This is a genomic window from Streptomyces sp. LX-29 (assembly GCF_029541745.1).
Classification (GTDB): Bacteria; Actinomycetota; Actinomycetes; order Streptomycetales; family Streptomycetaceae; genus Streptomyces.
In genome coordinates, this window is sequence record NZ_CP089746.1 from 2,491,337 (window position 1) to 2,508,844 (window position 17,508).

Consider the following 17,508-nt stretch of genomic DNA (forward strand, 5'->3'; position numbering starts at 1 on the left):
CCCCGGCCGCGGCTCCCGCCTCAGAGCCTGCGCAGTCCACCGAGCACCCTCTCCAGCAGCGCGCGGTCGGGCTGCCCGGGGCCGCGCCCGGTGCCGTAGACGCGGATCCGGCCCTGGTCGGCCAGGTCGCTCAGCAGCACCCGGACCACCCCGAGTGGGATCTTCAGCAGCGCCGCTATCTCCGCCACCGAGCGCATCCTGCGGCACAGCTCCACGATCGCCCCGACCTCGGGCAGCAGCCGCGGGCCGCGTCCGCCCGGGGGTGCCTCCCGGCGCTCCTCGACCCCCTCCAGGGCGGCCACGAAGGTCTCCACCAGCAGCACATGGCCGAAGCGGGTGCGACCGCCGGTCAGCGAGTACGGGCGCACCCGCTTCGGGCGGCGTCCCGCGCCGCGTATGGGAAGGCCGGGAGCGGCCGCCGTCACTGCGCGGTCTCCATCGACTTCCGCAGCTCGCTGCGGAGTTCGGGGGTGAGCACATGGCCGGCGCGGCCGACGAACAGGGCCATGTGGTAGGCGACCACGGTCATGTCGCAGTCCGGGGCGGCGTGCACGCCGAGCAGCGAGCCGTCGCTGATCGACATGACGAGGAGCATCCCGTCCTCCATCGCCACCATCGTCTGCTTGACGTTGCCGCCGTCCATCAACCGGGCCGCGCCGAGGGTGAGACTGCCCAGTCCGGAGACGATGGTGGCCAGGTCGGCCGTGGAGCCCTTGGGGCCGTCCTGCGCCGCCGGATCGCCGGTCGTCACCGTCCGGTACTGGGGGTCTGACGAGAGCAGTAGCAGGCCGTCGGACGAGACGACGGCGACCGAGCGTACGCCCGGCACCTCCTCGACCAGATTGGCGAGCAGCCAGTGCAGATTACGAGCCTCGCTGCTCAGGCCGTACGTGCTGCTCCCACTGGGCGCGTTCAACTCTGTGCCTCCTCAACCGTGCCACTCTCTCCTGCGCCCCCGTACCTGCCCCGCAGTCGCTTCCTTGAACGTGCTGTCGAGCCGTCCCGTCAGAGATCGCGCCGGGCCGGGTCGTCGGTCCGCTCCGCGATCTCGGCCTCCGCGTCCCGCCGTCCCTGGCGCGCGCCCCGTTGGAATCCACCGAGCCGGCGGCGGAGCTCCTCCGCGTCCACGCCGCTCCGGACGCGCTCACGGGTGGTGGGCGCCGGCCGGGTCACCGCCTTCGGCGTGCGCTTGGGCAGCCCCTTGGCGGTGACCGGCCGCTCGCGAACCGGCGCGGCCTCCCTCGACTCCGCACGCCCGGGCTCGGGCCGTGCCGGGGCGGTCCGCTCCTCCGCGGCGGGCCGGGCGTGCTCGTCGGGCGCCACCAGGGCGGGGGTGGCGGCCGGCGCCGCCGCGGCGTCCTCGGCGGGCGACGGCGCCGCGGCCCACGGCTGCCCGGCGACCGGGGTCCCGCCGCTGGGCGTGCGCTCGGCGCCGGGCGCCGGGACGCCGGCGACCGGGGTGTGCTCCGCGCCGTCCGGCGCGGCCGGAACGCCGGCGACCGGGGTCGGGTCGGCGCCCGGCGGCCCGGACGGGCTTTCCTCCGGCTGCCGGGGCGCCGCCAGGTCGCCCCGGACGGCGGCGAGCTGGATGGTCCGCTCGGCGGCCACCACCAGCGGGTCGGCGCCCGGCTCGACATCCACCTCGATGTCCGGCACGAACTCCGGCTCCGCCGCGATGTCCGGCATGAACTCCGGCTCCGCCGCGGCGGCGGCCGACTCCGGGTGCTCCTCCGCGGGGTGCTCCCCGCGGTACGGAAGTCCGGCGCCGTCGACCGCGCGGTGCCGACCGGGCAGCTCGTTGGAGTTCGCCTCGGCGACGGAGCCGGGGAAGGACGGGCCGGAGCCGGGGCCGTCCGTCGGGTCCGCGACCGCCGGCGCGGCGGCCGGATCGGCGGGGACGGCGCCGGCGGGCGGGGCCGCCAGGATCTTCACCGGCAGCACCACCACCGCCGCCACGCCGCCCTGCTTCTGCTCGCGCAGCTGGACCCGCACCCCGTGCTTGGCTGCCAGCCGGGTCACCACGTACAGCCCGAGCCCCAGCGGATCCTCCGCGTCGGGCCCCTGGCAGTAGTCCGGCACGGGCTCGGCCAGCCGGGCGTTGAGCTCGTCGAAGCGCTCCGGCGTCATGCCGATGCCCTCGTCCTGGACGGAGAGCATCAGCTCGCCGGTCTCCAGCAGCCAGCCGGAGACCTGCACATGCGCGTCCGGCGGCGAGAACGCGGTGGCGTTCTCCAGCAGCTCGGCGACCAGGTGGCTGACGCTGTCGGCGGCGAACCCGGCGACGTAGGAGTGCGGCGGCAGGGACTGGATCTGCACCCGGTCGTAGCGCTCGACCTCGCTGATGGAGGCGCGCAGCACATCCAGCAGCGGGACCGGACCCGCGTGCGTGGCCTTGTGCTCGGAGCCGGCGATGACCAGGAGGTTCTCGCTGTAGCGGCGCATGCCGGTGGCGAGGTGGTCGAGCTGGAAGAGGGTCTCCAGCCGGTCGGGGTCCTGCTCCTTCTCCTCCAGCCCCTCGATGATCGCGAGCTGCCGCTCTATGAGGCCGAGGTTGCGGAGCGCGAGGCTGACGAAGCTGCCGTGCACCCGGGCCCGCAGGCCCTCCAGCCGCGCGCTGACCTCGTCCAGCTCCTGGCGCAGCTCGGTGCGCTCCTCGGCGAGCCGCCGTCGCTCGGCGACCAGTCGGGTGCGGTCGGCCTCCAGCGTCGCGGCCCGCTCGTGCTCGGCGCGTACGGCCTTCAGCAGCGCGTTGACGCTGTGCACGGTGTCCGCGTACTCGTCGTCGCGCCCCTTGAAGGCGATCGGCTCCTCGGTCGTGGGGTCGGCCGCGACCCGCCGGGCGCCCAGCCGCAGCGCGGCCAGCGGGCGGGTCATCGAGCGGGCGCCGGAGATCCCGGCGCCGAGCGCGAGGAGCAGGGACAGCCCGGCCAGTCCGACGCGGATCTCCAGGGCGGTGACATCGTCGTCCCGCAGCCCTTCGAGCCGGGCGACCTCCGCGGTGACCAGCGCGGCCTCCACGCCGCGCATCCGGTCGATGCGGCCGGACAGGGCCGACTCGACGCGGTCCTCGCCCAGCAGCAGGTCGGTGCCGGAGAGCCGGGGCTGGTCCAGCAGCCGGGCCAGCAGCCGCTCCGCGCTGGCGACCTCGGTGCCGTTGACGGCGCTGTCGAACCGCTCCCGCGCGGCGGTCGGCGCGAGCTGCTTGAAGTCGGCGAGCGCGGCCTGCTCGCGGAGGTTGGTGCGCTGCGCGGCGGCGGTGAGCGTGGGCTGACCGCCGTCGCCGGTGAGCGCGGCCAGCAGCAGGCCCCGGGTGGCGGACGCCTCCTCGTCGGCCCGCCCCAGCGCGGCCAGCGCCCGCGCTCCGCCGTCGTCGGCCCGCTCGGGCATCCGACGGGCGAGACTGTCGGCGAGGGCGTGCAGCGCCTGGACGGTCTCGGTGTAGTCCTCGAACACCTGGAGCGCCGAGCCGCGCCCGGTCAGCGCCTGCTGTCGGGTCTCGGGGAGGTCGTCCAGCAGTCCGCGCAGCGCGGCGGGGGCGTCCGGGCGGACCTCGGCGACCTGGCGGTCGACGCGGGCCCGCTGGCTCTCGGAGACGCCGGCGCCGGAGGCGGTGGAGCGGCCGGCGGCGACGAACTCGGTCATGGCGTCGCGCTCGTCCGCGAGCGCGTGGGCCAGGGCCACGGCGGCGCGGTTGGACTCGGCGAGCTCGACGAGCCGCTGGGAGTCGTGCGTGTCGTCGACGGCGGCGAGAACGGCGGGGGCGCCGGCCGCGGCGACGGCGACGGCGACCACCGCGACGGAGATGACCAGACGGTTGCGCACGCGCGCCGAGGGGCGGCGCGACGGCGCGTCAGCGCCTGCGGCCGGGCCACCCGACGTGTTCTGACCGCCCTGTCCGTTCAGCGTGCTGTGCTCGTCGTTGCTGCCCCGAAGCCGCTTCTTCCGCACCGGTGCTCACAATCTTTTCTCGCCCGACCCGCTGGGGAAACCAGGGGGTGACGACGGTTCAACAACTGCGTGGCCCCGCCCCTGGTACGGAATCCGACCCTTCCAGGACCGCTGTGAGGCGGGCGCGCATCAAATGCCCGGCCACCTGAACGAGTGAACCGCATGCCGAAGTTGACCATCAACTTCCGACTATGGACTACACACGCGGGACCGGCTCGGCAGTTGGAAAACGCTCCCAGGTCCTGGCAGGATTCGCCCCCGCGCCCTCCCGGACGTGTGAATTCCCGCACCAATCCGACATCTGACGGGCGTCGAACCCGCGAGCGGGCCCCCGCGCGAGACCTCCCGGACACCTCCCGGGCGGGCCGGACACGCGCGACGGAGCCGCCCTCCCCGCCCGGCACACTGGCCGCATGCGCATAGAACTCGCGACCGCACCCGGAGACCCTCAACGCCCCAACGAGGACTACGCGTCAGTAGCGCTGCCCGCCTCGGGGCACGGCGGGGCGCTGGTCCTGCTGGACGGAGTCACTCCGCCGCCCGACGGCGACAACGGCTGCACCCACGGCGTCCCCTGGTTCACGGCCCGACTGGGCGGGGCGCTCCTCGAACTGTCCGGTTCACGCCGGGAAACCTCGCTGGCGGACTGCCTTTCGGCCGCGATCGAACGCACCACCGACACACACGCTCAAACCTGTGAAATTTCTCACGCGCTCACGCCCCAGGCCACGGTGGTCGCCGCCCGCTGGGACGCGGAGCGGGTGGAGTACCTGGTGCTGTCGGACTCGGTCCTGCTGATCGAGGCGCCCGACGGCGCCGTGACGCCCGTCCTCGACGACCGCATCGACCGCCTGCGGGCCGCCGGCCGTCGACTGGCCCCGCTGCGCAACGTCGAGGGCGGCTTCTTCACCGCCGCCGCCGACCCGGCCGTCGCGGCTCGGGCGGTGACCGGATCGCTGCCGCGCGCCTCCGTGCGCACCCTCGCCGCGCTCACCGACGGGGCCACCCGCTGGGTGGAGGTGTTCGACGAGGGCGACTGGACCCAGCTGACGGCCCTGCTGCGCAAGGAGGGCCCCCAGGCGCTCATCGACCGGGTGCGCGCGGCGGAGGACGCGAACCCGGAGGCGGCGGGCGGCCCCCATGGAAAGGCGCACGACGACGCGGCGGTGATCCTGGCGGAGCTGTGACCGGACCCGGACCGCCGATCCCCTAGGCCGGATCCTCCCCCGCCGCCTGGGCCGCGCTGTTGAGCCGCCGCAGCAGCCGGGCCAGCTCGGCGACCTCGTTCCGCTCCCAGGCCGCGAGGCGGTGGGCGTACTTGGCGCGCCGGGCGTTGCGCACGCTGCGGAAGCGCTCCCGACCCTCGTCGGTCATCTGCACCAGGAAGGCCCGTCCGTCGGCGGGGTCGGGGGCCCGGGCGACCAGCCCGAGCTCCTCCAGGGCCCGCAGCTGGCGGCTCATGGTCGCCTTGCCCACGCCGAAGTAGGCGGCCAGGTCGGTGGCCCGCTGCCGCCCGGCGTCGTCCAGCCGCAGCAGCAGCCCGTACGCGGCGGGCTCCAGATCCGGATGCACCTCGCGGGCCATCTCCCCGGAGGAGGCGCGGGCGCGGCGAAGGAAGACCGCCAGTTCGCGTTCGAGGGCCAGGAACGCCTGGTCCACTCCTCGTACCTGCTCGGCCGGTGACACGCCCCGCCTGGAGGGGGTGGACCCGGTGTCGGCCCCGGTATTGTGCACGTCAGCGACCTCTCCGGATTTTCAGCTGGATGAAAGTTTCCTTCAGCCGTGGCCGTCGCCCCAGCTCGGCCAGTATTTCGCAGGATTAGACCAACGGCAGCAACCAGGCCCGCTTCGCAAGGGGTTTCTACGCCCGTAGCACGGAGCATGACATGGGCACACCAATGTGACGAGCCGGGGCGAGACCGCACTCCCCCACCGCCGTTCACTCCTCCGGTTCACTCCCTCCGCTCACTCCGACTCTCCCTCTCCCCCCACCTCCCCCCACCGAGGCTTTCGGAGGCATGCCATGCCTGTGCTCAGACCGGGACCGCGTCGCCGCGCGTCGACCGCCCTCATCGGAGTCCTGACCGCCCTGGCCACCGCGCTGGCCCTGACCGCGGCCCTGCCCGGCACGGCCACGGCCGACGATCGGCGCCCGTCCCCGCAGGCCCAGGACCACTGGGCGGGGTCGCAGATCATCAAGCACGAAGGCCGCGCCCCGGCGGACGACGGGGACGGCGCCGGCTGGGAGCTCGCCGGCATCGAGGGCGTCGACGTCAGCAGCCACCAGGGCAACGTCGACTGGGCGGCGCTCTGGAACAGCGGTGTCCGCTTCGCCTATGTGAAGGCGACCGAGGGCACCACGTACAAGAACCCCTACTTCGCCCAGCAGTACAACGGCTCCTACAGCGTCGGCATGATCCGCGGCGCCTACCACTTCGCGCTGCCCAACGTGTCCAGCGGCGCCACCCAGGCGGCCTACTTCGCCGGCGACGGCGGCGGCTGGTCCAAGGACGGCAGGACGCTGCCCGGGGCGCTGGACATCGAGTACAACCCGTACGGAGACGACTGCTACGGCAAGAGCCACAGCGCGATGGTGAGCTGGCTCAAGGACTTCGTGAACACCTACCGGGCCCGCACCGGCCGCGACCCGGTCATCTACACCTCCACCAGCTGGTGGAAGCTGTGCACCGGCAACAACACCTCGTTCGGCTCGGTCAATCCGCTGTGGATCCCCCGCTACGGCTCCTCGGTCGGCGAGCTCCCGGCGGGCTGGGGCTTCCACACCATCTGGCAGTACACCTCGTCCGGCCCCTACGTGGGCGACCACAACCGCTTCAACGGCGCGTACGAACGGCTCCAGGCGCTGGCGAAGGGGTGACGTTCTCGGGCGCCGCGTCCGGCGGGTTCCCCCGATGGCTCAGTCGCGGGGGAACTCGTCGGTCTGCAGCGTGAGCCCGAGGACCGTGTCCGTCAGGTCGACGGGGTCCCCGAAGTCACGGGTCACCTTGGTCCGGTACTCGCCGTCCTTGGGGGTCAGGAAAAGGTGCCACCTGCCGGTGCACGGGTCCGCGATCAGGTAGACGGGGATCTCGCCTTCGGCGTAGGCGTCCAGCTTCTTGCCGTAGTCGTTGCCGGCGGTCTCGCGCGAGATCACTTCCAGGACGAACTCGACGTCCTGATAGCGCCAGCGACGCCCTTCATCCTGCTTGGCGTCGTCTGAGAGCTTGAAGAGGTCGGGGCAGAACCCGTTGCGGTAGCCCGGAAGGTCGAGGCGGACATCCATCTTCAGCTTGCTTCGCCGACCGAAACAAGCCCCCAGTTGGAACAGCACATCCTTGATGATGTCCGAGTGCGTGTCCCTCTGCGGCGACATGGCAACAGCCCCCTCGACGATCTCCGCCTTGAAACCCTCGGGGATGTCGTCGTACAGAAACTCGAACATCTCGTCCAAGTACTGCCGGTCGCTGTCGCCCATCTCGACCTCGATCCTGCTGTCAATCAGCTCGATGGTCACCGTGCGCTCCTCCCCGCTGCCGCGAATGGCAGGCAGCCGCGCAGTACAACGATACGCACGGCAACCGGGTTACGTGCGTAACCCGGGACCCCGCTCGCGCGGGGCCCCGGGCCGCCGCCCGGCCGCGACCGTCACACCGCGACCGGGAGCTCCGTCACGGCCGGCTCAAGGGCCAGCTCCAGCACCTGTCGCACGTCGGAGACGGGGTGGACCTCCAGCTTCTCCAGGACCTCGGCGGGGACGTCGTCCAGGTCGGGCTCGTTCCGCTTGGGGATGATCACGGTGGTGACCCCCGCCCGGTGGGCGGCCAGCAGCTTCTGCTTGACGCCGCCGATGGGCAGCACCCGACCGGTGAGGGAGACCTCGCCGGTCATCGCCACGTCGGGCCGGACCTGACGACCCGACAGCAGCGAGGCCAACGCCGTGGTCATGGTGATGCCGGCGCTGGGGCCGTCCTTGGGAACGGCGCCCGCGGGCACATGGAGGTGGATGCCGCGCTCCTTCAGATCGGCGACCGGCAGCTCCAGCTCGGCCCCGTGGGAGCGGAGGAAGGAGAGCGCGATCCGGGCCGACTCCTTCATCACCTCACCCAGCTGGCCGGTGAGGGTCAGCCCGGCGCCACCGGTCTCCGGGTCGGCCAGGGACGCCTCGACGAAGAGGACGTCGCCGCCGGCGCCGGTGACCGCCAGGCCGGTGGCCACGCCCGGCACGGCGGTGCGGCGCTCGGCGGGGTCCTGGGCGGACTCGGGGGTGTGGTGCGGACGGCCGATGAGCGGCCGCAGTCCGTCCACGTCGATGGTGACCGGCAGCTCCCGCTCACCGAGCTCGTGCTGGGCCGCCACCTTGCGCAGCAGCCGGGCGATGGAGCGCTCCAGGGTGCGCACGCCCGCCTCGCGGGTGTACTCCCCCGCCAGACTGCGCAGCGCCTCGTCCGCCACCACGACCTCGCCCGGCTCCAGCCCGGCCCGCTCCAGCTGGCGCGGAAGCAGGTGGTCACGGGCGATGACGACCTTCTCGTCCTCGGTGTAGCCGTCCAGGCGCACCAGCTCCATGCGGTCCAGCAGCGCCTCGGGGATGGCCTCCAGAACGTTGGCTGTGGCCAGGAAGACCACGTCGGACAGGTCGAGCTCGACCTCCAGGTAGTGGTCCCGGAAGGTGTGGTTCTGCGCCGGGTCCAGGACCTCCAGCAGGGCGGCCGCGGGGTCGCCGCGGAAGTCCGAGCCGACCTTGTCGATCTCGTCCAGGAGGACGACCGGGTTCATCGAGCCGGCCTCCTTGATCGCCCGGACGATCCGACCGGGCAGCGCGCCGACGTAGGTGCGCCGGTGGCCGCGGATCTCCGCCTCGTCGCGGACGCCGCCGAGCGCCACCCGGACGAACGTCCGGCCCATCGCGCGGGCGACGGACTCGCCGAGCGAGGTCTTGCCGACGCCGGGCGGGCCGACCAGCGCCAGCACCGCGCCGCCACGCCGGCCGCCGACGACGCCCAGGCCCCGGTCGGCCCGGCGCTTGCGCACCGCCAGATACTCCACGATGCGGTCCTTGACGTCCTCCAGACCCGCGTGGTCGGCGTCGAGCACGGCCTTGGCGCCCTGGATGTCGTACGCGTCCTCGGTCCGCTCGGTCCAGGGGAGCTCCAGCACGGTGTCCAGCCAGGTGCGGATCCAGCCGCCCTCGGGGCTCTGGTCGCTGGCTCGCTCCAGCTTGTCGACCTCCTTGAGGGCGGCCTCCCGCACCTTCTCGGGCAGGTCGGCGGCCTCCACCCGCGCCCGGTAGTCGGCGGCCTCGTCGACCTCGGCCCCGGTTCCGCCGTTGAGCTCGGCCAGCTCCTTGCGCACCGCCTCCAGCTGACGGCGCAGCAGGAACTCGCGCTGCTGCCTGTCGACGCCCTCCTGGACGTCCTTGGCGATGGACTCGGCGACGTCCTGCTCGGCGAGGTGGTCGCTGAGCCAGCCCACGGCGAGCTTCAGCCGGGCCACCGGGTCGGTGGTCTCCAGCAGCTCGACGCGCTGGGCGAGGGTGAGGAAGGGCGAGTAGCCGGAGTTGTCGGCGAGCTGGGCGAGGTCGTCGATCTGCTGCACCCGGTCCACCACCTGCCAGGCGCCGCGCTTGCGCAGCCAGCTGGTGGCGAGGGCCTTGTACTGGTTCATCAGCTCGGTGACCGAGCCGGGCAGCGGGTCGGGGACGAGCTCCTCGACCGGGGTGCCCTCCACCCACAGCGCGGCGCCGGGACCGGTGGTGCCGGCGCCGATCCGCACCCGGCGCACGCCGCGGATGAGCGCGCCCGGGTCGCCGTCGGAGAGTCGGCCCACCTGCTCGACCGTGCCCAGCGTGCCCAGCCCGGCGTAGGTGCCGTCGACCCGCGGCACCAGCAGCACGCGCGGCTTGCCGCCCTCGGAGCGGGCGGCGGCCTGGGCGGCCTCCACGGCCGCGCGCACCTCGTTGTCGGACAGGTCCAGGGGCACCACCATGCCGGGAAGCACGACCTCGTCGTCGAGCGGCAGCACAGGCAGGGTGAGCGGTGTGGACAGCGAAGCCATGATCTCCCCTTCGGCAGGCAAGTTGAGCTATGTCGACTCAATGCATGCGCTGCCGCCGATGTTCCCGGGGCGGGCCGAAGCGGTGTTCGCTGTGAGCGATCGACCTCTCAGGCCGCGGGCGTTCGCGGGAAGGCCCGCCGGTAGTCGGTCGGGGTGACGCCCACGTGCTGCGTGAAGTGGCGGCGCAGATTGGCGGCCGTGCCGAGCCCGCTGAGCTCGCCGATCCGCTCGACCGGCAGGTCGGTCGTCTCCAGCAGGACCTGCGCCCGGGCCAGCCGCTGATGCAGCAGCCACTGCAGCGGGGTGCTGCCGGTGGCGGCCTGGAGCCGGCGGAAGAGGGTGCGCGGACTCATCGCGGCGCGCCGGGCCAGGTCCTCCACGGTCAGCGGCTCGTCCAGGTGCTCCCTGGCCCACTGCATGACCGGGGCGAGACCGTCGCCGTCGCTGGTGGGCACCGAGCGGTCGATGAACTGCGCCTGGCCGCCCGGCCGGTGCGCGGGCACCACCATCGACCGCGCCAGCTGGTTGGCGACGTGCGCCCCGAGGTCACGACGCACCAGGTGCAGGCACAGGTCCAGGCCCGCCGACATCCCGGCGCTGGTGAGCACGTCGCCGTCGTCCACGTAGAGCACCGAGTCGTCGACGCGCACCCTCGGGTAGCGGCGGGCCAGGTCGGCGGTGTGCGCCCAGTGCGCGGTGGCCCGGCGGCCGTCCAGGATGCCGGCGGCGGCCAGCGCGAAGGCGCCGTTGCACAGCGACACCATCCGGGCCCCGGCGGCGGACGCCGCGCGCAGCGCCTCGATCAGCTCCCCGGGCAGCTCGGCGCCCTCGGTGACGCTCGCCTCGGGGACCGAGGTGATGATCACGGTGTCGGCGCGGGCCAGCTCGTCCAGGCCGTACGGGGTGAAGACCCCGAAGCCCGCGCGGGTGGGCGCGGCTCCCGGCCGCGTCCCGCACAGCCGCAGCTCGTACCAGCTCTCGGCCAGCTCCGGCTGCGGGCGGCCGAAGACGGCACAGGCGATGCTCAGTTCGTACAGGTCCCAGAGCGGGATGTCGGCGTCCTCGATGACGGCGACCGCCACGGAACCGGGGCCGCTCTTGGGGGTGACGGGGCGCACGGCGCTCGCGGAGTTCATGATCACGAGGTTAGGTCGGTCGGCCGCGGACTGGCAGGAATTTTGCGAGAGCCGTCATCCCCGCCACTGTCGGCGGCCGGAGCGCGGTGCGAGCGTGAAGGGGTGCTTGATCGACAAGCGCCGTCGACCCCTTCGTCGACCTCCTCGTCGACGCCTCCGCGTCGCCCCCCCTTCCACCTCGCGAAACCAGGAGCACACACCCATGAGCTCATCTCCCGCCTCCCCCGCCTCCGTCTCCGTTCTCGGCCTCGGTTCGATGGGCCGGGCCCTGGCCGAGGCCATGCTGCGCGCCGGCCACCGGGTCACCGTGTGGAACCGCACGGTGGGCCGGGCCGACGCGCTGGTCGCCCAGGGCGCCCGGCCGGCCGCCGACGCCGCGGAGGCCGTCGCCGCCGGCGAGCTGGTGATCATCTGCGTCCTCGACTACACGGCGGTGCGCGAGATCCTCGACCCGGTGGGCGCCGGGCTCGCCGGCAAGGTCCTGGTGAACCTCACCTCCGGCTCGCCCGAGCTGGCCCGCGAGACGGAGCGCTGGGCGGACGGGCTCGGCGCGACCTACCTCGACGCGGCGGTCATGAACACCCCGCCGGGGGTGGGCAAGCCCGAGTCGATGTTCTTCTACTCCGGCGCGCGCGACGCCTTCGACGCGCACCGCGCGACGCTCTCGGCGCTGGGCGACCCGCTGCACCTCGGCACCGACCCCGGCCTGTCCTCCCTCTACGACACCGCCCTGCTGGGCGTGATGTGGTCGGCGCTCGCGGGCTGGGCGCAGGGCGCGGCGCTGCTGGCCGGGGACGGGGTGACGGCCGAGGCGTTCACCCCGGTCGCGGTGCGCTGGCTGGGTGCCGTCGCCGGGTTCATCACCACCTACGCGCCGCAGGTCGACGCCGGCCGCTACCCCGGCGACGACGCCACGCTGGACGTGCACCGGGCCGCCATCGAGCACCTGGTGCACGCCAACGAGGCGGCGCGGCTGGACACCACGCTGCCCCGGCTGCTGCGCGACCAGATCCAGCGCGCCATCGACGCCGGCCACGGCGCCGACAGCTACGCGGCCGTCGTCAAGGGGCTCGCCGAGGAGGGCGCGTGACGACCGCCGCGCGGACCACGGCGACCGGGCAGACCACGCCCCTCGTGCGGGCCGCGGCCGCGGGGGCGGCACCGGCGGCCCCGGACTGGCCCGCCCTGGTGTCCGCGGCCGCCACCGAGTGCACCGGGGTCCTGGCGCGAGGCGCCGCCCAGGACTGGTCCCGTCCCGCCGGCGACGGCGACCTGGAGTGGAGCTGTCGCGCGACGCTCGACCACCTCGCGCTGGGCCTCGTCGCCTACACCGGCCTGCTCATCGCCCAACCGTCCGACCGCTTCGTCACCCTCTTCGCCTCCCTCGACGAGCAGGCGCCGATCCCCGGCTGTCTTGAGGGGATCCGCATCGCGGCCACGGTGCTGGCCTCGACCGTCCGGGACGCGGCCCCGGAGGCGCGGGCCTGGCACCCCTGGGGCAGCTCCGACGCGCCGGGGTTCGCCGCGATGGCGGTGGTCGAGCTGACCGTCCACACCTACGACATCGCCCGCACCCTCGGGCTGGACTGGCGCCCGCCGGACGCCCTGGCGGCCCCGGCACTCGCCCGCCTCTTCCCGGAGGCCCCCGCTCCGCCGGAGGGTCCGGGAGCGGCCCTGCTGTGGTGCACCGGCCGGGCGACGCTGCCCGGGCTGCCCCGACGTACGGAGTGGCAGTGGCAGGGGGCCGTGCGGCCGTCGGGCTGATCCCGCCGGGCGCCACCGGCGGCCGGGCCCGAGCCGCCCCGCGGCCCCGCCCCAGCGGGGAACCGCGCCGGCGCCGGGGCCGGCCACGCGCCGGGGCGGGTCAGCGGGTGGCGGTGCGGCGCAGGTGGATCTGGCGGACGTACGGCCAGCAGGCCAGTCCGACCAGCAGGGCGATGGCGTGGCCCCAGTCGGTGAGCGGGTCGGCGGAGTCCCGCAGCGCGGTGGCCAGCATGCCGCCGACGACGGCCAGGACCGACCAGCGCGGCAGCGGGCGCAGCAGCCCGGCCAGCGCGCCGACGCTGGCCATCAGCCCGTAGCTGATCCCGTAGTCCAGTCGGTTCAGCGAGCTCTCCGGCAGATGCCCGACGGCCACCGACACCGCGACCGGCACCTCGGTGAGCACCGTCGCCGCCACATGCCCGGACAGGAAGATCGCCGCGGTGCGCGGCCCCCCGACGCGACGCTCCAGGGAGGCCAGGACGAACAGGAACAGCAGGATGGACGGCGACAGCAGCCCGCCCGCCACCCATGCGCCGCTCGCCAGCAGCACCAGCAGCGGGCGTTCGGCGAGGTGGGAGACGTCCGTGCTCGATCCGGCGAGCAGCGCCCGCACCGTCTCCGGGTCGCCCAGGTCCGCGAAGACGCCGGTCGCCAACAACAGCAGCCCGTAGCCGAGGGTGAACGGGGTCTTGGTGGGCGTGGGCACCAGGCGCGCCAGCGCCCGCGCGGCGCGGGCCGACCGCGCGGCGCCGGGCGTGCGGGGCCGCGCGGGCGCGCCGAGCTGCGGGGTGCTGACGGCGGGAGCGGCGACGGGGGCGGTGCTCTTCCGGACCCGGGCCGGGCGGGCCACGCCCCGGCGACCGCGGGTCGGCGGGGCCGGCGCGGTGCCCGGTAGGGCCGTCCGGCCGTCGCGGCGCGCGTGCGGGGTGGGGGCGACGGGCCGGCGGGGCTTGCGCCCGCGCGGCGGGCGCGGCCCGAGCGGCGCGGGGGCCCGGCGGGCGGCGTTCCGCGGGCCGGGGGCGTCGGCGCCCGCTCCGGCTCGGGCTCGCCCACCCGGCGCCGACGGCGACGGCGCCAGGGACGGGGACGCGACGGTCGCCCCGGCCGTGCCAGGACCGTCGGACGGCGACGGGGAGCCGGCGGAAGGGGTGGAGGCGGCGGGTCCGCTCCGACCGGAGCTCCGGACCCGCGTCCCCCGCTCACGGCCACCGGCCGGCGTCCGCGGCGCGGTGGCACCGGGGGCCGCGGTCCGGGCGCCGGCGGCCTCACGGCTCCCGGCCGGCGCCCCCGATCCGGAGGCCGGGTCGGGCGCCGGATGCGGCCGGGTCCCGTCCCCCGCGTCCGGCGAGGGCGACCGGGTCGCTCGGGACGGCGGAGACGGCGAGGGGCGCGGAGACGGCGAGGTCGACGCGGCCTCGAAGGGCCGGGGAGGCCGACGGCGCGGGGTGGGTCGGGGTGCCGGTCCGCCGGCCGTGTCTCTGGGGCCGACGGCTCGAACGCTCGCTCCCGGATCACTTGGCCGCGACTCCTCCCTCACGCACGACTCGGTGACAACAATTGACCATGAAGCCGTGCGACGGTGGCGAGCACTGATGTGATTGCCATCACATTTCACGGCTCGCGAGCAACCTGACCCGTGTCGAACACATCGCTTCGAACCCTGGAGGCCCGCACATGCCACCGCCCTACGAGGCCGACCCCGTCGAGCACGCCGCCGACCGGCGGCCGATGACCCTGGAGCGCAGGACTGGGCCGTTCGGGGAGGTGGTGCTGCGGCGGCGGGAGGACACGTACGAGATCATCGCCAACGGGGTCTTCCTGATGGACACCTCCGACGGGCGCTCCGAGCGGCTGCTGGTGAACGCCGCGCTGGCGGCGCTGCGCACCCCGCCCGACCACCGGGCCCCGCACCTGCTCATCGGCGGGCTCGGGGTCGGCTTCTCACTCGCCGAGGCGGCCGCCGAACCGCGCTGGGGACGGATCACGGTCGTCGAGCGCGAGGCCGCGGTGATCGACTGGCATCGCGAGGGCCCGCTGGCGGAGATCTCCGCCGCGGCGCTGGCCGACCCCCGTACCGAGATCGCCCACACCGACCTGGTGGCCCATGTGCGCGCCGCGCCCCCCGCGTCCTACGACGCCCTGTGTCTGGACATCGACAACGGCCCGGACTGGACCGTCACCGAGGACAACGACGGGCTGTACGCCCCGACCGGGCTGGCCGCCTGCCGTGCCGCCCTGGCACCCGGCGGAGTGCTCGCCGTCTGGTCCGCGCAACCGTCGTCCGTTTTCGAAACGACCTTGCGGAATGCCGGTTTCACAGGCGTACGAACCGAAGAGATCGCCGTTGCCCGTGGTGTCCCCGACGTGGTCCACCTCGCGGTTCGGGGCGCGTAGCCGAGCCCGTCGCGATGCCTTTACGCTCTTGCCTTACGAACGCGACCGGCACGGGCGGTGACCGTCCGGGTACGCGGGTACGAAGGACGACGCAGGGGCGGGCGTATGGAGCAGACACACACGACCCACAACGGCGCCGCCGCGACCACACCGGGCGCGCAGCGCAGAGTGCTGGTCGTCGAGGACGATCCGACGATCGTGGACGCCATCGCGGCCCGGCTGCGCGCCGAGGGGTTTCAGGTGCAGACCGCCGGCGACGGGCCGGCGGCCGTGGACACGGCCGAGGCCTGGCAGCCGGACCTGCTGGTCCTCGATGTGATGCTGCCGGGCTTCGACGGCCTGGAGGTGTGCCGTCGGGTGCAGGCCCGGCGACCGGTGCCGGTGCTGATGCTCACGGCACGCGACGACGAGACGGACATGCTGGTGGGGCTGGGAGTCGGCGCCGACGACTACATGACCAAGCCCTTCTCGATGCGGGAGCTGGCGGCGCGGGTGCACGTCCTGCTGCGCCGGGTGGAGCGGGCGGCGCTGGCCGCGCACACCCCGCGCAGCGGCATCCTGCGGCTGGGCGAGCTGGAGATCGACCACGCCCAGCGCCGGGTGCGGGTTCGTGGCAACGATGTCCACCTCACCCCCACCGAGTTCGACCTGCTGGTGTGCCTGGCCAACACGCCGCGCGCGGTGCTCTCCCGGGAGCAGCTGCTGGCGGAGGTGTGGGACTGGGCGGACGCCTCCGGCACCCGGACCGTGGACAGCCACGTCAAGGCGCTGCGCCGGAAGATCGGCGCCGAGCGGATCCGCACCGTGCACGGCGTGGGGTACGCCCTGGAGACCCCCGCGGCATGAGACTGCCGCCCGGACGGGCCGCCTGGAGTCGGGTGTGGGAGGCGCTGCGGCCCTTCGACCCCTACCGGTCGGTGAAGGCGGCGCTCGGAGCGCTGGTCATCGGCTCGGTGATCATCACCACCCTGCTGGTGTTCGTGGCCGCGCACTCCGACACCGAGCTCCGCATCATCACGATCTTCTCCATCATCGCCTCGCTGCTGATCACGCAGTTCGTGGCGCACGGGCTGTCCGCCCCGCTGGACGAGATGACCGAGGTCACCCGGGCGATGGCGCACGGGGACTACACCCGGCGGGTGCGGGCGGCCGAGCGCCGGGACGAGTTCGGCGACCTGGCCACCGCCTTCAACCGGATGGCCGCCGACCTGGAGGCGGTGGACACCCACCGCAAGGAGCTGGTGGCCAACGTCTCGCATGAGCTGCGCACCCCGATCGCCGCCTTGCGGGCCGTGCTGGAGAACGTGGTCGACGGCGTCTCCGAGGCGGATCCGGAGACCATGCGGATCGCGCTGCGGCAGACCGAGCGGCTGAGCCGGCTGGTGGAGCAGCTGCTGGACCTGTCCCGGTTGGACAACGGGGTCGTGCCGCTGCACGCCCGACGCTTCGAGGTGTGGCCGTATCTGGCCGGCATCCTCAAGGAGGCGAGCATGGCCAAGAGCGCCGCCTCCGATCCACGCGCCGGTTCGCACTCCCGCAAGGACGTCCACCTCAACCTGGACGTCTTCCCTCCGGACCTCACCGCGCACGCGGACGGCGAGCGGCTGCACCAGGTGGTCGCCAACCTGATCGACAACGCCGTGAAGCACAGCCCGGCCCACGGCCGGGTGACGGTGCGCGCCCGGCGCGGCGACGGCGCCCAGAGCCTGGAGCTGGAGGTCATCGACGAGGGGCCGGGCATCCCCGAGGCGGAGCGCCATCGGGTGTTCGAACGCTTCAACCGGGGCGGCCCCAAGGCCGCCGGCCAGGGCTCGGGGGGCGACGGGGGCACCGGCCTGGGGCTGGCCATCGCCCGCTGGGCGGTGGATCTGCACGGTGGCCGCATAGGGGTGGCCGAATCCCCTCGTGGCTGCCGGATCAAGGTCAGCCTTCCGGGTGTCGATCGCGACCAGGGTTGACCTGCCGTGACGTAGGGTCGAGAGCGGAAGCACACATTCGAGCGGTGTGAGGCGCGCTTTTTGCGTACCCGCGTGCGGACCGTACGGATCAGACAGGGCCGAAATGACGGGTGTTTCCCGCCGTGCCGCGCCCCGAAACCCGTCGATCAATGTGACATGCGCGACGATGACCTGTGCGACCTGCACGTAAGGGGCCAAGAGGCGTAGCCTTTATTCCCGCTGTCCACCACCTTAGGAAGCGGAAGAGGGCGGTT

At 73.9% G+C, this 17,508-nt stretch carries 15 protein-coding genes; 7 read left to right on the forward strand and 8 right to left on the reverse strand.

The genetic code is table 11. The features are described from left to right. Positions 1–20: 20 nt before the first annotated feature. The 3 genes from LRS74_RS10530 to LRS74_RS10540 form a co-directional block, all read right to left on the reverse strand. Positions 21–425: a DUF742 domain-containing protein gene (locus tag LRS74_RS10530; protein ID WP_277740763.1), complete on the reverse strand. Its 405-nt coding sequence runs from the start codon at positions 423–425 to the stop codon at positions 21–23. Further along, on the reverse strand, positions 422–916 hold the full coding sequence (locus tag LRS74_RS10535) for a roadblock/LC7 domain-containing protein (RefSeq protein ID WP_277740764.1): 495 nt from the start codon (positions 914–916) through the stop codon (positions 422–424). Before LRS74_RS10535 ends, LRS74_RS10530 begins: the two co-directional genes overlap by 4 nt. A gap of 89 nt (positions 917–1,005) precedes the next feature. Continuing rightward, complete coding sequence (locus tag LRS74_RS10540; protein ID WP_277740765.1) at positions 1,006–3,822, reverse strand: nitrate- and nitrite sensing domain-containing protein; 2,817 nt, start codon at positions 3,820–3,822, stop codon at positions 1,006–1,008. Between the two features lie 539 nt (positions 3,823–4,361). On the opposite strand from LRS74_RS10540, the gene LRS74_RS10545 reads away from it, so the two are divergent. Beyond that, positions 4,362–5,135 carry a protein phosphatase 2C domain-containing protein gene (locus LRS74_RS10545; RefSeq protein WP_277740766.1) on the forward strand — a complete coding sequence of 258 codons (774 nt, stop codon included), beginning with the start codon at positions 4,362–4,364 and terminating at the stop codon, positions 5,133–5,135. Between the two features lie 22 nt (positions 5,136–5,157). On the opposite strand, the gene LRS74_RS10550 is transcribed toward LRS74_RS10545, so the two are convergent. Further along, positions 5,158–5,634, reverse strand: a complete 477-nt coding sequence (locus LRS74_RS10550; RefSeq protein ID WP_277744690.1) for a MarR family transcriptional regulator — start codon at positions 5,632–5,634, stop codon at positions 5,158–5,160. Positions 5,635–5,971: 337 nt separating this feature from the next. Here LRS74_RS10550 and LRS74_RS10555 point away from each other — a divergent pair, with 337 nt between their 5' ends. Beyond that, a complete protein-coding gene (locus LRS74_RS10555) occupies positions 5,972–6,826 on the forward strand; it encodes a lysozyme (protein WP_277740767.1) in 855 nt (284 codons plus the stop codon). 39 nt (positions 6,827–6,865) lie between these two features. Here the strand turns inward: LRS74_RS10555 and LRS74_RS10560 are convergent, their stop codons facing one another. The 3 genes from LRS74_RS10560 to LRS74_RS10570 all read right to left on the reverse strand — a co-directional run bounded on the left by LRS74_RS10560 (position 6,866) and on the right by LRS74_RS10570 (position 11,138). Further along, positions 6,866–7,462, reverse strand: coding sequence for a Uma2 family endonuclease (locus LRS74_RS10560; RefSeq protein WP_277740768.1), 597 nt, complete (start codon positions 7,460–7,462; stop codon positions 6,866–6,868). 131 nt (positions 7,463–7,593) lie between these two features. Beyond that, positions 7,594–10,002 (reverse strand): endopeptidase La, encoded by a 2,409-nt coding sequence (gene lon / locus LRS74_RS10565; RefSeq protein ID WP_277740769.1) that lies wholly within the window; start codon positions 10,000–10,002, stop codon positions 7,594–7,596. Positions 10,003–10,109: 107 nt separating this feature from the next. Continuing rightward, positions 10,110–11,138 (reverse strand): helix-turn-helix domain-containing protein, encoded by a 1,029-nt coding sequence (locus LRS74_RS10570; RefSeq protein WP_277740770.1) that lies wholly within the window; start codon positions 11,136–11,138, stop codon positions 10,110–10,112. A gap of 202 nt (positions 11,139–11,340) precedes the next feature. Here LRS74_RS10570 and LRS74_RS10575 point away from each other — a divergent pair, with 202 nt between their 5' ends. Further along, the gene (locus LRS74_RS10575) at positions 11,341–12,228 is read left to right on the forward strand and encodes an NAD(P)-binding domain-containing protein (protein ID WP_277740771.1); all 888 of its coding nucleotides are present in this window, start codon (positions 11,341–11,343) and stop codon (positions 12,226–12,228) included. Next, a complete protein-coding gene (locus LRS74_RS10580) occupies positions 12,225–12,902 on the forward strand; it encodes a maleylpyruvate isomerase N-terminal domain-containing protein (RefSeq protein ID WP_347178120.1) in 678 nt (225 codons plus the stop codon). Before LRS74_RS10575 ends, LRS74_RS10580 begins: the two co-directional genes overlap by 4 nt. 100 nt (positions 12,903–13,002) lie before the next feature. Here the strand turns inward: LRS74_RS10580 and LRS74_RS10585 are convergent, their stop codons facing one another. After that, on the reverse strand, positions 13,003–13,752 hold the full coding sequence (locus LRS74_RS10585; RefSeq protein WP_277740772.1) for a rhomboid-like protein: 750 nt from the start codon (positions 13,750–13,752) through the stop codon (positions 13,003–13,005). 824 nt (positions 13,753–14,576) lie between these two features. Here LRS74_RS10585 and LRS74_RS10590 point away from each other — a divergent pair. From LRS74_RS10590 to LRS74_RS10600, 3 genes are all read left to right on the forward strand, one after another. Continuing rightward, positions 14,577–15,296, forward strand: a complete 720-nt coding sequence (locus LRS74_RS10590) for a spermidine synthase (RefSeq protein ID WP_277740773.1) — start codon at positions 14,577–14,579, stop codon at positions 15,294–15,296. Between the two features lie 105 nt (positions 15,297–15,401). Beyond that, positions 15,402–16,142: a response regulator transcription factor gene (locus LRS74_RS10595; protein ID WP_277740774.1), complete on the forward strand. Its 741-nt coding sequence runs from the start codon at positions 15,402–15,404 to the stop codon at positions 16,140–16,142. Beyond that, the gene (locus LRS74_RS10600) at positions 16,139–17,254 is read left to right on the forward strand and encodes an ATP-binding protein (RefSeq protein WP_277740775.1); all 1,116 of its coding nucleotides are present in this window, start codon (positions 16,139–16,141) and stop codon (positions 17,252–17,254) included. Before LRS74_RS10595 ends, LRS74_RS10600 begins: the two co-directional genes overlap by 4 nt. Positions 17,255–17,508: the final 254 nt, after the last annotated feature.